The sequence below is a fragment of the Olivibacter jilunii genome, from assembly GCF_900607235.1.
Classification (GTDB): domain Bacteria; phylum Bacteroidota; class Bacteroidia; order Sphingobacteriales; family Sphingobacteriaceae; genus Olivibacter; species Olivibacter oleidegradans.
Genome location: NZ_LR027854.1, coordinates 45,052 through 59,821, shown reverse-complemented (window position 1 = coordinate 59,821; position 14,770 = coordinate 45,052). Strand labels below are relative to the sequence as shown.

Below are 14,770 nucleotides of genomic sequence, written 5' to 3'. Positions count from 1 at the left end.
AATGAAATGATCGCTAAACTCCCTGAGCTTTTCGTTTTCTTTCTCTTTTCTGTTCCTGTTGCGGGGAGGGAGTATTTTCAGTTTCCCGGCTCTGGGTCTGTGATTCCGCTTTTTTTTTACCGGCCGCCAGGTTATCCTCCAGCGAACCTTTTTGGGAAAGGAGCATTGGCTTCTGGTTCTCATCATAGACGTTAAGTTTTTTATAGCGTGCGTCTACTTCAACATAGCGGGTAACATCCTTACCGACGGCATCGACAAAAACAGTAGATTGCCTGTTACCTTTTTTAAGGGAACTCTCCAACGTCGCCATTTCAGCCTCGTTCTGTAAGGCCTTAATGGGATATTCCTTTAAAAGTTTTCCCAGATCAAACTCATTTTTGCTTCCCAGTTTTTTTATTTTCCCATTTCCAAACTGGTCCTTATCCTGAAAATCGATATAGGACCAAGCTTCATACTTTTCTTTTGACCTTGTGGTATGTTCTTTTCCCACCTGACGGCCTTCCAACATATTGACGCCTTCGCGGAAAGTATAGGTATTTCCCAATTCCACACGGAAGCGCTGTTTGAGTATTTCACCATCTTCTTTTTGAACGGAAAGGTCATAACTATTAAAGAAATACCGATCCTGTGTATCCGATTTTCTGAAATTGAGTTCCGCAGAGAAAGTTTTTCCACCAAAGAATTCTTTCTGGTAATCGATTTTGAACTCTTTTTTACCCGAGATGATATTCTCTACGAGATCTCTTTCAGGGATATCACCAAATCCGGCATACATAACCTGAGTTTTCAGGAATTCTAAATTTTCAATGTTCATGATTAAACTGTTTTATGGTTAAAGAATTAGTTTATTCCGATAGGGGGCGGACCGTTTTTACCAGTTTACGGTTTTTGATTTTGAGTTCCGGGTTCCGTCCGCCATTGGACTCAAAGAGTTGAATCACCAGATGCTTCCTGTCGGGTATAGTGAACTTCCGGAATACCAGAACAAAATGCTGTGACGCTTGGCCGGGAATCCTGGAAGGTTCGGCATACCGGTAGACCGGATGGATCTCAACCTCCTGCGTCGCGGTTCGCTTTGCCCGGCTGTCATCACGAACAAAGACCCTCAGCTGGTCCGTATCGAAATCGATATTCGAATTATTTTCAATCTTTGCCTGGAAATAGAACAGGTCTCCGGTTGAATAAATCCCCATTACCGACAGATTGATACCGAAGGCATCATCGTTCATGCTGGAAATGGCCTTCTTCCGTTGTGTTACCAAAGCAGCCGTCTTTTCAAGAACAGCTGCGTTCGGTCCGCCGGATACGTCTGTCAGGCTACCCGTAACATCGCTTCCTTTGTAATTGATGTTCAGCTGATATGGGTTATTACTGTAGTTCAGCACATAGGAGTAGAGCTTCCCGTCGGCTGTAATAACTGTCAGGTTGGTTTCTTCAAAATCTGCAATTGCCGCTTTGATCTGCAAGACATTTTCAACGCCTGCTGCCTTTTGGGCAAGCAGATCAGGGCTTCCCCGGTCAACACTGATGACAGCGTAGGGATACACTAGATTGGTGGTCTTGTTATCGGATATTTCCAAGTTCATGGCCTCAATGTCCGTTTGGGCAATGGCCGGAATTGTGGATATAAGGAGAAGTCCTGCTATCGCACGCACTATTATCTTTTTCATCTTGCAGGTAATTATTGTTTATTAATCTAATTATTCAATCTTTCTGTTCCCGATCTTTCAGCAATACCATATCACCGGCTTTCAGGTCGACTTCTATCAGTTTGAGTTTTTTAGTGAAGAGACTTTTGGAGCCTTCGATCGCAGCGCCCATAGCTTGGGTTTCAAGGGAAGTACCGATTCCTGTCATTCCCACTCCCTGTACCGCCCTTTCTCCCGATTGTCTGGAAACATCTCTTGAAATAGCTCCATGGATATGGATGCCGTTCATTCCGTCGGCTCCGAACACCTCTAGGTTAACCGGGAAAATCGAGTTCCCATACGAAATGCTTTTTATCGTGCAGTTCAGACGTTCACCACTTAACGCGGCCTCACCGAAAACAAATGTATTCCTGGGAACCTGCACTCCATTGATGACAACCTCATCTATCAGCCGGAATTTGACCGTGGAGCCGCTCACAATGGTCTGATCTTCGTGTATAACCGCGCGAATGGCGTTCTGCTCTTTCCGTTCCTGAACTGGTTCCATTGAATAGAAGCCGCCCTGACTTCTGGCTACGACGGAGTCAGGTAATTTCCCGTTGCTTCTGCCAAGCAAGGTAACAGAGGCATTTCTTCCTGCCGCCAGAACGGGATATACCTTACCCCGGTTCTGAACGGATTTTTCAACAAGGCGCTGCTGAACCCTTTCGGGGTGCTGGATATCGAGAATGGTCTCCATCATACTGTTCAGTTCCCCCATTTCAGGATCTTCGGTACTGCTATCCGATTGCATTTTTTCCAAAAGTCCCTCCAGCCGGTCTACATCACGTGATTCCAGAGTCGACTCTTTTGGGGGCTGAGCGGACTCAGCTACCATTGGATCGGGCGCATTGAGTGTGCGGTCCAGCTCGGCAAGTTTGTCGTAAACTTTCTTTTCGCTTGCGCTATATCCGTCTCCGTTAGAATAGGGAGTACCCAGAGGAGCGCGATAATAACCCGTTTTACCGGTCGTCGCTGATTCATCTGTGCTGTTATTTTCATTATAATAGGGATCGCGTCGCTGCTGTTGGTTCAGTTTGGCCGAATCCGCTTCGGCCTGTTGATAATAACTGAATTTGTCAAGCTGTTTGTCCTTAAGCTTTGCAGCGGGAAGATCCGGATTCAGCCCGCTTTTTGCATCCGGTTGCCCAGCAGCTATTTCGGCAGCACTGCCTCCACCGAGTACCCAGAAGATCAGAGTAACGAACGGCAATACCAGGATGGGAAGCGCAGTCATAAAGCTACGTTCCTTGAGAAACCTGGAAGTTTTTTGAGAATTTCCCATAGACAATATATATTAGTGGTTAAAAAAATTCATTCGCAGATTCTTTAAAAGTGGTCGAGGTCAACTTGGGAAGCCTGTATCCTTGCTTCCTTGATCCTTTTCCAGGCTGTCGCTATGAAATCAACCGGTTTTCCAAGTTTGTATGTCCGCTCGTTCTTTTCTATCCCTATAAAGGACCGATTTTCGAGTATGGCAGAGACTAGGAAGGAGCCGCTTCCACAGGCATTGTCTAGGACGATCTCTCCAGGCCTGGAATAAGTCCGGATAAGCCATCTTCCCAGACTTATGGGTTTCTGGGTTGGATGGAACGAGCCGTCTTTTTCTGCAGTGGTGAAATAAACCCAGTCGGAAATATCCTCTTCCTCATAAAAGAGGATATCCGTGGGATAGCGACTGCCGTCTTCACTTCCTATGTACGCACCGCCATACTTTCCGTAAATGTCCGAAGTGTTTTTCTTCCTTAACCCACCAGTATAGGGTTTGCCTATAGTTTTCTGGGGATTGTATACTGGGCTTTTTCGGTAAAATATGCAGATATCCTCATGTTTCTTCAATGGCTGCCTTGAAGCATTCAGAAAGTTGGATGCCTTGGATTTTATCCAGACAATCTTATAGCGGAACCATTCAGGGTTGCTTTCGATCAGAGTGGCGGTAAACCTGCCTTGAGAGGTAAGAGCGATCACCCCGTTGGGTTTCACCACTCTTCTGTACTGCTCCCAAAGCCGGTCCAGGTCGATCTGCTTATCCCATGCGTTACGGGTCATTCCATAGGGTAGGTCACATAACACCATATCCACTGCTCCCTCAGGAATTATTTTCATAACTTCCAGGCAATCTCCTTTAATAATACTGTTTAGATGCAACTCCATAATCGTCCTTCTCTTTTATATCATTCCATATTTTGCAGCAAAGCTCTGGCGCTGTCGATCAGTCCCGGACGGTTGCGCTGTATACTATCTCTTTTAAATCTTCCTGTGACCGTATTATCCAAGCTGTCAAACCAGTAAAGAAAATCCTTTGTACGCCGGATAATGCCCGTATCGGTAGATTCCTGTTTTCTTACCGGCTGGAGATTCACGCTGTCATGCCGATTTTCAAGCATATTGAGTACGGTGTGCTGCGCAGGACTACCGGACATCAGTCGGAGATTCCAACATATGGCGGCTGCGAAAAAGCATGCTATCAGTATCTTTTGTGTTCTGGGAGAAAGACTCCCGAATGTGCGTCCCATAAAACGCGCCCACTTCAATTGTAAACCTGTCAATCGATCCGCAAATTTCTGCGCCGCTTTTTCCCGTTTTCTGCCCGCTCCTCCGTTACTTATCTTCATCATTTACCGTTGTTTTACGCTTATATCCCTGTTCTCCGTTACTGACCAGTTTTCGATCAGAAAACCGTGGGAATTGAGGTTTGATCTCTTCACCTCCCGTAGTCTCCCTTCGGTCACCAGGTTCCTTAGCGCCACAGTGGTGGGGCGGGTAATTTCAAGCCTAGCAAAGCACCTGAAGGTATAGGGATAACCGTTGTTGCTTACTTGGATACTATCAATCGTGATCCGCTGGGTCACATTTCCTGAGATGATGTTAGTGTAAAAACCACTTTCCTTCAGATTTTCATACTCCCTTTTTGCTGACCCGTCCGCCAGATAAAGTGCCCTTGATATACGGGACTGGATCAGTCTGTCATCAGGCTCAAGCCAGAAAAAGTATTCATGGAAAGTGCGGATATGGTCGCGGATCTCTGCGGAAAGGTTTTCCTTGCGGTCGGTTGTTACTGCTTCCACTACTTTTCCGGTCGGCAGGATCAGCACTGTTTCATTGCGGCTGCTTTCGACGCTTATGCTCCTGTAGATTGTAAAGCAGGTGATCGCGCTACTGCAGCACGTTATCAAAAAGCAGAATAGCCTGAACTGCCGGAAAGTCGTGTCTATATTTTTTGCTTTAGTGAACATCATTTCAATATTTTATTTTCCCGAAAGTTTGTCGTGCATCCATGCCCCATTTTTGCCTAGGCTGCGTCCGATAGAACCGGAAATTCCGGCACCGTCACTCTTTCCTGATCTACCCTCACCATATTGACCAGCTGCATGTATTATATTGCCAGCTCCCGACATGGCACGTCCACCAAGGGTACCTGCGGTGTGAGTCGTCGCAGACGCGGAGCTGGTCATAAGACTGGTGACTTTCTGTAGCATTGCGCCTCCACCTCCAGCATTGACTATATAGCCCGCCACAGATGGAACTGTGAAATAACCCACGATGGCAATAATCATGAAAATCATATATGCTGTGTCAGTACTGCTGAAAAATGTATCGCCCGCATCATGGATCTGCCCGAAGTCCAGTTCCAGCATTTTCTGCTGAATACGGCCTATTATCGTACCGAACAGGTTCGCCACGGGTAACCATAGATAGACATTGATGAAACGGCTGAGCCATGCGACTAGGCTGTTCTGGAACGAATCAAACACTGCCAGACCAAAAACCAGGGGGCCAAGTATGGAAAGGACTACCATGTTAAAGGTCCTTATCGTATCGATGCATAGCGATGCGGCCAGGTAAAGCACCCGGAGTACTTCTGACATCCATTCCTTGATTGAGTTCCTGAAATTGTACTGCGCCTTGGACATGGCAAAGCGGATATCGTTGCCGATGCCGTCTAACCAGTCTTCATTCTTGGAAGTCTCTCCCTCATGCGTATATTTGTACCACTTCTCTCTGTCCCCTTGACCTTCCATACCGACGTACATTTCCCAATATTTGCTTTCCTTGATTGCTTCCTCTTTGGCTTTGAGCAGGGCGGTTATGGCTTCATTGGAATTTTGGACCATAACTTTGGTCACACTGACGGCAGGTTCCATAACCCCGTTTATGATGGCCAGAACTGCAGGGAAGTTCATGATGGCAAATCCCAGCACGAACGGCCGGAAAAGTGGAAAGAAATCAATGGCCTCTGCATTGGCAATATGTCGCCATACCCTCACAGCGATATACCACAGTGCGGCAAAGCCCGCAATACCCTGACCTACGGATATCATATCCGCGCATAAGGGCATCATTTCCTGATATAGGTCGGAAAGTATGCCGTGGAGTCCATTGACCTCTCCCTCAAACCCCTGAGCGAACGCGAGACAGGGGAGAAGGAGCATCCCAACCGTGGAGCTGAAAAATTTCTTTCCCTTTTTCATGGTCTGACCTTTTGATTGATCCCGTAGATATCCCCGACTCCGAGCACATCGTTATTCTCTCGGTGACGTTGCGCAGAAAGAACCGAGGTTCTGCTATTAAAATCACGTAGAAAGGCAAGCTGGTCCTGCGTACCTTCATAGATTCCGTCAATCAACTCCAGCCGTTCTTCGTCCGACATACGTAGCTGGCCGGCAGTGATAACTAAAGCAAGATCATCCAGGTTCTTCAGGCTCTCACTGAACAGCTTGTCATACACCCTTCCCAGATAGGCAATTTCATCGGCATTGAAAGTACCGGCATCCCGAAAGCGTTTAAAGGATGCCTTATATTCCCGGACGATCGTAAGCTGGTCGCCGATGATCAGCCCTGTTTTCCGGTAATTCCTGACGACAGGGTTTACTTTCAGCAGATTGTCCAGAAAAACGTTATGAATGCTGAAATTTCCCTCTGAGACATCTTTTACTGCCTGATAGCCGGAACTGACCAGGCGCCAGCCGTCTTCCATATTCTTCAGGATACCGTTCAGAGCCTCGAGTTTCGTCACGTTCAGCAGCAGCTGTGTAATTTCCTGGCTCTGCCCCCTAGCCAGAGGTGGAAACACCGTCAGTGCCAGGACAATAAAAACGACAATTTTACACTTCCCCATTTTACTCTTCATTTGTTGTTTTGTATAATTCTTTCACTTTCTCTACCGACTTAAGTTCTTTGGTGCGGGCGGCTACCAGAAGGCCTGTTTCTCCGGAGAAATAAGCTGAAAACTGTTTGTTTTCCTGCATTCTCCGGTATAGCTCATCCAGGCGTTTAAGCCGCTCATCATCCGACATGCTCAGCCCGCTGGCGGAACTGAGGTCGGCCAGTTCATCGATCAGTTCCGCACAGTCTTCCGTCAGCTTTGTAAAAACCGAGGATACATAGTTCATCTCCTGCTCATTGAATATCCCCGAAGCGCTGACGTTGCCAAGACATTTACGTCGCATCCCAAGGATTTCAACCTGCATGGATATGATTTCTGATATCCGCGCATAGTCTCTAATTTTGGGGTTGAGTCCGAGAAGCCGGTTAAATACGTCATTGTGGAGATTGAATTCCCCGTTGCGTATGTCCCAAAAGGTATTCAGTCCTGTACGGGCTATTTCGTATCCCTTTGCGAGTACTCCTTTATAAGCTTCAAAAGCCGCGATCTGCTGAACGAGATACTTTTTCTGCGTTTTCTTCTGTGAGAACCACTCCGAGAAGGTTTGCGCGCAGACCCAAGAGGAGAGTAATCCCAAGGTTGCAGTTAACATTATGGATTTTCCATTCATCCTATTATATTTTTCTTATCCTACTTTGTTTTTTTGGCTTATTTAAAACCATATTCATCGCCTGCTTACAATCGGGTATTTTATGGTTGCCCTGTATATTTTCTATCTTTTTCTCGTTTCCGGTCTCGCCGTAAATATTTTCGGTTCTGATGGTCATTTCTCTTACCTGAAAGCTCTGCGTCCTTGAGTAATCGACATTCATGTTCAGATGGATTGAGGAATATTCCGGATCTGCGCTCCAGCGCAGGTAGGTTGAGAAAGACAATCCTTTCTCCGTGCGGGACTCGGTTCCTGCAATAATACCATAGATATAATCCATGATACTTTCACGGAATCTGCCCGGACACCCCGCATTGGTTAGAAAATAACCTTCGTAACCTTTCGATTTTAGCAAGCGATCAAAACCATCTATATTTTCAAGCAGTCTTTCCAGATCGTTTCTCATCAATACTCCTTTCAATTTTTGATTCCATAAAGCTGTTTCACGCGGTCAATGTCGCCCCGGTCCCGCGCGCGCTGCAGGCTCAAAAGTGTATTCCCGCGATTAAACTGCCGTAGGTCCGACAGGTTTTCTTCCATCATCTCCTTTGCTGCGTTGATCGTTTCAAGTCGCTTGGCATCGCTCATCTGCGTGCTGAACGCCTGTATTACCAGCTCTACCTGATCGAGGTTTTTAACACTCTGTTCCAGCATCCCGTTATAGACTTCCTCCATAAAACTGAGCTCGTCCGGACTGAAATGGTCGTCTTGCCTGAATAGTTTCCACGCCCTTTGGTATTCATTGACCATATCGACCTGCAGCTGCACCATGTCACGCACCCGTCCGTAATAGCTGATCGCACTCTTCACTTTCCACATTTCATCGAAATAGTCTGCATAGAGGGTACGCTGCCGCTCCGTCCAGTCGGTGATCTCGTCCAGTTTAAGTTTTGACAATGTGTTCTCAATGGTTTTCTGCGCATTCTGCAGCCAGATGATCTTGTTCTGTTCACGCTGGATCTTAAGGTCGACTGCTTTGATCACGCGCTTTACCCCTGCCTGTATTACCGCAAGGATAGCTGCAGGAACAGCTGCACCCGTGCTCCGCGGAAATAGAACAAGGACACACAGTGCCGTTCCGATAAATAATTTTCTGATCAGATCCATGTTCATTCCTTTCTTTTACTATCTTCTACCAGGTGCCGTATCCCTTCCTCCATACTGCCATATTTTCTGGCATACTCAATCACTTCCACACGTTCCTTTCCTTCGGTCGTAAAGGCATAATATTCCTCCGGGCAGAGTTCGTTGCGTAGAACCTTCATCACCTGACCGCCGAGGTCCACAAATATTTCGCGGTTGTCTCGATTGACGGACAGGAGCTGCGTTCTGCCTTTTTCGGAGAACCCGAGCGTATCCTGCAGTTTATCGAACTTGTTCATGAACTTGCGCATGTCGAGCAGGATTTTGATGTCGGCATTGTTAATGATCGCCTCCTTTATGATCTCCGAACTGATCAGGTCATCGAGTTCCTGTGTAATGACCATCGGAATACCGTTGAATTTACGGATGGTCTTGAACGCATATTTCAGGAATTCGGCCATGCCCGATTTGGCGATAGCTTTCCATGCCTCGTCAACCGTAAGCACCTTGATCACTCCGGGAAGTTTGCGCATCTTGGAAATAAAGAGCTCAACAATCGTGAGTGTTACGACCGGAAAAATCGTGGGATGATCCTTGATATTGTCGAGTTCCAGCACGATGAAAGGCTGGTCAAGCAGGTCGAGATTTTCCGTGGCATTCAGCAGGAAGTCAAATTCACCCCCGCGATAATATGGTTGCAGGACGTATAGAAAGTTGTCGATATCAAAGCGGGTTTCCTTTACCCTGCTTTCTTCAAGTGTATGGCGATAAGTGTCCCGTAGGTATTCGTAAAAAGTATCAAAGGAGGGAAAGATGTTTTTATCGGACGCCAGAAGCCGATAATAACCGCTGATGGCGTTAGATAGCGCGACATATTCTGAACGATTGAAGCTCTCATTTTCCTCTTTCCATAGGGATACGAGCAGGGCCTTAAGGCTTTCTTTTTTCTCGGTATCCAATACCTGACCCGCAGGCAGATAGAACGGATTGAACCGGATCGGATCATCTTCGGTATAAGTGAAGTAATAGCCTCCCAGCATTTCACACAGTGCGCGGTAACTTGCGCCAATGTCAACCACCACACAGTGCGCTCCCTGATTATACAGCGAATGTAGGATGTGGTTGGTGGTCATGCTCTTTCCGCCACCACTTGAACCGCAGATGAGGGTTCCCATGTTCGAAGTGATTCCCTTTTTTCTCGGACCTATGAAAAAGTCCGTAAAAACAGGACGCGCGCTCAGCCGGTCGCAGAAACGGATACCCGTACCGGACGGGTCGCTTTGGTAATTCGTATCGACATTGAGAAAACATGCAGACTGCTCGGCAAAGGTGTCGAAACACTCATTCAAGGGAAGATCGGCAGCATTCCCAGGGATACCCGCCCAGAACAGCTGAGCCGCACCAACCGTTTCGAGCTTGGTAGAGGCGTCGATCCGCGACATGGCCGTAGTTACCTGGTTACGCAGATCTTTAAGCTCCTCCCTGTTTTCGGCCCAAACGATCACGTTGAAATGGGACTTGACGGGGAGGCGCTGCTGTCCGATCGCCTCGTTCAGGAAAGCGTTGGTCGCTTCCCACGCAATGGCGTTCTCTCGTGAATAGGCTGCCAGAGACTGCAAGCGTAACCTTTTCTTTTCCAGTTTTACAATCGTTTTCTGTGGGTCTTCGAGAACAATGAACTGGTTGTAGATATGGTTACAGGGCAATAGAAGTCCAAGGGAAGAGGCAAAACCGACACTGAAACTGCTCCTGTCCGTACTGAACCTATCGTAGGTAATCCTGCTTCCGGACAATGACGGCAGGTCTGCTGCATCTGAAAGCGCATAGAGTTCAACGCGCTGTCTGCCTATCTTAAATTCTTCTCCTTCTATCTGAATGTCCTTTACAATCGGGCTATCCTCTTTTTCTGATAAATAACAGTAACGCTCAATGATACCCGCTTTTTTGCCTGTGCTGAGCAGATCGTCATCCTTTAATCGCTGCATTGAAGCAAGACCCGAATCATTGATGATCTGTCGGAACTGCTGGCAGCTGGCAGAAAACTCCTGCAACATCCGGTCATTTATCAGTTGCTCGGGAATAATGCCTGGACCGATCAGATGGGACGCCATGGAAGAACCGGGTTTGCGTCCCTCGGGCTTCTTGGTGAGGAAGAGGTAGGCCGTATGATCGAAATATTTCCTGCCATTAAAGTGGCGCGCAGCTGCGTCGGTCAGAAAACTTCGGTTGTCATGTGGATAGCTGAACGACTTTTCAATGACCCAGTCCTGTTTGTGCACTACGCAGTGCTTTGGAAGTACTTTTATCGCCTTGATCCATGACTGGTGCAGGGCTTCGTAATCTTCACCTACCAAGGTGAACAGTTCTGGCAATTCCATCCGATATCCGATGGTAATATCTCCTTTTTTGGATATAATACAGTTATGTTCAACATCCATGATGGGCAATACTTCTTCCAACCACTTTTCCATTTTCACCATTGCCTTATTATTTTATCTTCAGTGATGGGGATATTGAACCCACACTGAATTCTGTTCAGTTTATGAAGCGGAAACCGGTTTCTTCCGATTCCGACTGTTTATTATTTGATATGTTTCGCTCTTCTTGACTTTGTCTTTTGTCTCTCTCCGATAGCAATCTCTTTTTCGATCTGGTTTCTGCGTACGATTTCGGGCAGCGCGGTATCCTTCAGCTGGGTTACCCTGGCAACGTGCCGCATCTGTAATGGATATTTCCGCATAAAATACAAGTCGTCCAGACCCAGACTCCTTGCCACACCCAGCGGATCAAGGTGAATTTCATTGGGAAGTGTAACAAGTACTACATTTTCCGGCAGTCTGGTCGGTGCCGCCGGTAGGTATATCCGTTCACCACTTCCGGTATGGAAATAAAAGTCTATCTCTTTACCTTCTGAGCTGCTGGGGACTGACCGCAGATTGATAATCTTTCGGCTATCATGGACGTGACGTAATACTCTTTCATTCCAATCTATCTCGAAGTCATGCCCTCCGACGTGAATGACGGGCAGTTCCCCGTTACGTCTGCGTTCAAGCATACCGGGGTCTGTAAGCAGTTCCGTATCCGTTCGTCCCCTAATCTCCGCCTCGTTCAATCCGCTCAGCTTTGCCATTCCTTCAGGGTCAAGCACGGTCAGCGGTGGAAGGCGGACAAGCGCGAAAAGGTCATCAATACCGGGGAAATGGCGGGCAATGTTGTGGGTCTGCTGGTCATACCAGAACTGGTACCACTTTCCTTCATAGGTCATATCCTTGAATGATATGGTATTGTCCGGCCTATCGACCTGACGCAGTTCGTCCTTCATTACATCGACCGTGAACCAGCAGTTCTCCAGGTAATATTTCGGTAGTCCTCTTTTCATATTCGTCCTCTTTTCTGATGAATCATCTGTTCCATAAACCGGAGTATTGTTCATAGCTTTCTTTTATACTGTTTTCTCGGATTGAGCTTCAGATCATCGCTGTATTTCTTTACGAAATGGTTTTTTCTGACGGTTTTGACAAGCATTGTTTCCTTTGGGTTGATTTCAACTGCATGTTTCATCTCATAGATATTGTTGTCATTCAGCAAATATGCCCAACAGTCACAGCGGCGGGCGGCATAACCGATCGGGTCCAGGTTCATCGGGTGGGGTATTTCCAAAAGACGTAATCCTCTGGGAATTTCCGTCAATTTACCGGCATCGGACATGGTGCCATTTTCAATGTCCATAAACCCCTTTAACAGCCCATCCCACTGCTCGAATTGATCGAAATGAAGCGTACCGGTCTTATCGCATGCCTCAAATTTTTCATTCGCGATATCAATGAAATATGGCTTGTGTGCGATTTCCAGTATAGGAAGATGACCGTCAAACCGATCAAGTATGGTTCTGTCCACGAGCTGCACAGGAACGCTTTGATGTTTGCACTCGAGATTAAATGCATAAGCATATGCCGAACCCTCTTTGTAACCGGATCTGAGTAGATCCGTGGGGATGCATATATGCATTATCCTGGTGTACAGACTGTCACTGAAGCTCGGATTTTTGGCAATATTCCTTGTTTTTCTATCATACTCAAAGGCGAAGTAGTTACCGGACTCCAATCCAGCGAACGAAATTGTATTACCGGGATCTCCCAGCTCAATAAGATGTTGACGGACAGTATCGATACCGAAAACGGTTTGGTCGATAATAATCCTCGGCATGCCGGTTTCCTTCAGTGTGACCAGCGATTCACTTATCTGGTCCGAGGGATATTCTTCGGTTTGCGGACCGGAGCTCCCAGAGCTGATCTGTATCCGTGTGCGAACGGAATCTATCTTTTCGCGGTTGCCTCGGACAATGTCGCTCAGAATTGTCCGATCGGGAGAAAATCCCCATCCGGCAAATGATGCGCCTTCACCTGAAAATTTTCTCAGGGACTTATACCATCTGCCGAAGCGGTGATCGGCATATCCTATCGGGTCCATAGCTTCCATTTTTGGAATTTCGATGATTGACAGGTCTTTCGGGATTTCCGCCATCGAATTGATATTCGGTATGACAGGAACTCCTTTCTGGAAAAAGCCGAGAAGGTGATTATCAACCTCGGTGAAATGGTGAACGGAAATGGTAGCGGAATGGCCCACGCCTGTCAGTTCGCCCTTTGAAACGTCCACCTCATAACTTGTGGCGGCGATACTGACAGTCGGAAGTTCACCGGACAGCCTTTTTTCCATATAACTGTCAACTAGCAGAACACCCGCATCTATTTCATAGCTCCGTTCATTGAAAGTGTCAGCATACTCGGACCCCTCTTTATATCCCTTTTCCAGCAGGCGCCTAGGGATTTTAATGAGTTCAAACGGCGGTATATCGCTCATAGGGAAGGCACTGAGGTTTCCTACATTCTTTGAAGCCGCATTGTAGACCAGATCGTAATGTCTTTCGCGTCTTTCCATTTCGGCAAACGGAATAATATTGTGCGGATTATCGGTCTCAACAAGCTGTTTACCTGAGATATCAATATAAAAAAGTGCCTGATCAATAATGATGCGTGGTAATAGCATTACATTCTCCTTCCTTTTTTTCTATCCTGTTTGACCTGTTGTTTTTTCAGGTTCTCTTCGATCATTTCTGCAATGGGCTTTATTTTTTCCAGCGGAAAAATCCGGGCCTCCATCCGCTGCTGGATCGGGTATTGATCCAGTAAAGCCAGCTCGTCACCCCAGTCTTTTCTGCCCGCGCCGACAGGGTCCAGTTTAGATTCATGTGGAAGGGCCACCAGAACCGTATTTTTTGGATACGCAGTGATATTTTCGTTGATGTCCACCAGCTCATGCCTGTGGTAGTTGTAGGCAAAAAGTAAAGATGAATCACGTGCTTCTTCGGTACGGTTTAGATCAATTGTCTTCCAGAATTGATCAGTTGCCCTTAATTGACCCATGCGCAGATCAACATAATAGTCTCTATCAACGATGCGGATAACCGGAAGATTCCCTTCATGTATCCTATGATGGATCATTTCGTGGCTGCACTCGATGTCTTTGTCCTTTTCCGGCAATTTTTCTACCGGTACGCCATATTTAAGCGACATCCCTTCCGGATCAAGCTCGACCATTTCAGGCAGATGGATTTTGATCCGGTCTTCAACGCCCTCTTCGAAATAATTGATTGGCTGGCTCTCCCTGTCAAAAACAAAAGAATATCCCTGTTCCTCTTTTTCCATATCACAGAACTCGATCACGGAGAGGGGGTCCTCTTTTTGCCTTAGTACATCAAAGGATACATCGATCTCATATTCAAATCCGCCGATATCGATTGTGGGAAGGTGACGGTGTTTAAATGTCAATGGGTATTCTTCCAGTTCCGCCAGTGTTTCTCTGTCAACCAATCGGATATTACACTCCCGGGCATGCTCCATGTTAAAATTCTGCGCATAGTCGGAACCTTCTTCATATTCTCCATAGATAACTGCCTCTGGAATATTGATCTTTTGGATTTCGCTTGGTGTTTCCCCATCCGTTGCCGGGTCAATCTGGAATTTGGCCTTGTCGATTACCGTCGAATAGTAGCCTGATCGATCCTGTAAGCTATCGAAATGGATCTCATTGTCGGGATTTCCCACCTGTATGAAGCGTCCGAAAATAGGATCAATCCTAAACAGGATATCGGCTAAGAAAATTCTCTTTTGCTCTTCCATC

The 14,770-nt window shown here is 46.7% G+C and carries 15 protein-coding genes; all 15 read right to left on the bottom strand.

Annotated features, from left to right (window positions below; translation table 11 throughout):
- Positions 1–13 precede the first annotated feature (13 nt).
- Positions 14–814 carry a hypothetical protein gene (locus E0E36_RS20420; protein ID WP_130857543.1) on the bottom strand — a complete coding sequence of 267 codons (801 nt, stop codon included), beginning with the start codon at positions 812–814 and terminating at the stop codon, positions 14–16.
- Between the two features lie 31 nt (positions 815–845).
- A complete protein-coding gene (gene traN / locus E0E36_RS20415; RefSeq protein WP_130857542.1) occupies positions 846–1,670 on the bottom strand; it encodes a conjugative transposon protein TraN in 825 nt (274 codons plus the stop codon).
- A gap of 34 nt (positions 1,671–1,704) precedes the next feature.
- Positions 1,705–2,973 (bottom strand): conjugative transposon protein TraM, encoded by a 1,269-nt coding sequence (gene traM / locus E0E36_RS20410; protein ID WP_130857541.1) that lies wholly within the window; start codon positions 2,971–2,973, stop codon positions 1,705–1,707.
- Between the two features lie 44 nt (positions 2,974–3,017).
- Positions 3,018–3,842 (bottom strand): DNA-methyltransferase, encoded by an 825-nt coding sequence (locus E0E36_RS20405; protein ID WP_130857540.1) that lies wholly within the window; start codon positions 3,840–3,842, stop codon positions 3,018–3,020.
- A gap of 20 nt (positions 3,843–3,862) precedes the next feature.
- Entirely contained in the window at positions 3,863–4,306 is a 444-nt protein-coding gene (locus E0E36_RS20400; protein ID WP_130857539.1) for a hypothetical protein, read from the bottom strand.
- Positions 4,307–4,927 carry a conjugative transposon protein TraK gene (gene traK / locus E0E36_RS20395; RefSeq protein WP_242627341.1) on the bottom strand — a complete coding sequence of 207 codons (621 nt, stop codon included), beginning with the start codon at positions 4,925–4,927 and terminating at the stop codon, positions 4,307–4,309.
- Between the two features lie 9 nt (positions 4,928–4,936).
- On the bottom strand, positions 4,937–6,160 hold the full coding sequence (gene traJ, locus E0E36_RS20390; RefSeq protein ID WP_130857538.1) for a conjugative transposon protein TraJ: 1,224 nt from the start codon (positions 6,158–6,160) through the stop codon (positions 4,937–4,939).
- Positions 6,157–6,819, bottom strand: coding sequence for a TerB family tellurite resistance protein (locus E0E36_RS20385; protein ID WP_242627339.1), 663 nt, complete (start codon positions 6,817–6,819; stop codon positions 6,157–6,159). Before E0E36_RS20385 ends, traJ begins: the two co-directional genes overlap by 4 nt.
- Positions 6,809–7,465: a hypothetical protein gene (locus E0E36_RS20380; protein ID WP_130857537.1), complete on the bottom strand. Its 657-nt coding sequence runs from the start codon at positions 7,463–7,465 to the stop codon at positions 6,809–6,811. The genes E0E36_RS20385 and E0E36_RS20380 overlap by 11 nt, the downstream gene beginning before the upstream one ends.
- A gap of 4 nt (positions 7,466–7,469) precedes the next feature.
- Entirely contained in the window at positions 7,470–7,910 is a 441-nt protein-coding gene (locus E0E36_RS20375; RefSeq protein ID WP_130857536.1) for a hypothetical protein, read from the bottom strand.
- Positions 7,911–7,921: 11 nt separating this feature from the next.
- Positions 7,922–8,611 carry a conjugal transfer protein TraI gene (locus E0E36_RS20370; RefSeq protein ID WP_130857535.1) on the bottom strand — a complete coding sequence of 230 codons (690 nt, stop codon included), beginning with the start codon at positions 8,609–8,611 and terminating at the stop codon, positions 7,922–7,924.
- Positions 8,612–8,613: 2 nt separating this feature from the next.
- Entirely contained in the window at positions 8,614–11,067 is a 2,454-nt protein-coding gene (locus E0E36_RS20365) for a TraG family conjugative transposon ATPase (protein ID WP_341273593.1), read from the bottom strand.
- Positions 11,068–11,168: 101 nt separating this feature from the next.
- On the bottom strand, positions 11,169–11,717 hold the full coding sequence (locus tag E0E36_RS20360) for a hypothetical protein (RefSeq protein ID WP_130857534.1): 549 nt from the start codon (positions 11,715–11,717) through the stop codon (positions 11,169–11,171).
- Between the two features lie 299 nt (positions 11,718–12,016).
- Positions 12,017–13,636: a hypothetical protein gene (locus E0E36_RS20355; protein WP_130857533.1), complete on the bottom strand. Its 1,620-nt coding sequence runs from the start codon at positions 13,634–13,636 to the stop codon at positions 12,017–12,019.
- A complete protein-coding gene (locus E0E36_RS20350; RefSeq protein ID WP_130857532.1) occupies positions 13,636–14,769 on the bottom strand; it encodes a hypothetical protein in 1,134 nt (377 codons plus the stop codon). Before E0E36_RS20350 ends, E0E36_RS20355 begins: the two co-directional genes overlap by 1 nt.
- Position 14,770: the final 1 nt, after the last annotated feature.

Excerpts from the sequence above, each read along its gene's own strand:
- traJ (WP_130857538.1), bottom strand. The coding sequence starts at position 6,160 with ATGAAAAAGGGAAAGAAATTTTTCAGCTCCACGGTTGGGATGCTCCTT.
- E0E36_RS20405 (WP_130857540.1), bottom strand. The coding sequence starts at position 3,842 with ATGGAGTTGCATCTAAACAGTATTATTAAAGGAGATTGCCTGGAAGTT.
- traN (WP_130857542.1), bottom strand. The coding sequence starts at position 1,670 with ATGAAAAAGATAATAGTGCGTGCGATAGCAGGACTTCTCCTTATATCC.
- E0E36_RS20375 (WP_130857536.1), bottom strand. The coding sequence starts at position 7,910 with ATGAGAAACGATCTGGAAAGACTGCTTGAAAATATAGATGGTTTTGAT.
- E0E36_RS20350 (WP_130857532.1), bottom strand. The coding sequence starts at position 14,769 with ATGGAAGAGCAAAAGAGAATTTTCTTAGCCGATATCCTGTTTAGGATT.
- E0E36_RS20355 (WP_130857533.1), bottom strand. The coding sequence starts at position 13,636 with ATGCTATTACCACGCATCATTATTGATCAGGCACTTTTTTATATTGAT.
- E0E36_RS20400 (WP_130857539.1), bottom strand. The coding sequence starts at position 4,306 with ATGATGAAGATAAGTAACGGAGGAGCGGGCAGAAAACGGGAAAAAGCG.
- E0E36_RS20420 (WP_130857543.1), bottom strand. The coding sequence starts at position 814 with ATGAACATTGAAAATTTAGAATTCCTGAAAACTCAGGTTATGTATGCC.
- E0E36_RS20370 (WP_130857535.1), bottom strand. The coding sequence starts at position 8,611 with ATGGATCTGATCAGAAAATTATTTATCGGAACGGCACTGTGTGTCCTT.
- E0E36_RS20385 (WP_242627339.1), bottom strand. The coding sequence starts at position 6,819 with ATGAAGAGTAAAATGGGGAAGTGTAAAATTGTCGTTTTTATTGTCCTG.
- traK (WP_242627341.1), bottom strand. The coding sequence starts at position 4,927 with ATGATGTTCACTAAAGCAAAAAATATAGACACGACTTTCCGGCAGTTC.
- traM (WP_130857541.1), bottom strand. The coding sequence starts at position 2,973 with ATGGGAAATTCTCAAAAAACTTCCAGGTTTCTCAAGGAACGTAGCTTT.
- E0E36_RS20380 (WP_130857537.1), bottom strand. The coding sequence starts at position 7,465 with ATGAATGGAAAATCCATAATGTTAACTGCAACCTTGGGATTACTCTCC.
- E0E36_RS20360 (WP_130857534.1), bottom strand. The coding sequence starts at position 11,717 with ATGGCAAAGCTGAGCGGATTGAACGAGGCGGAGATTAGGGGACGAACG.
- E0E36_RS20365 (WP_341273593.1), bottom strand. The coding sequence starts at position 11,067 with ATGGTGAAAATGGAAAAGTGGTTGGAAGAAGTATTGCCCATCATGGAT.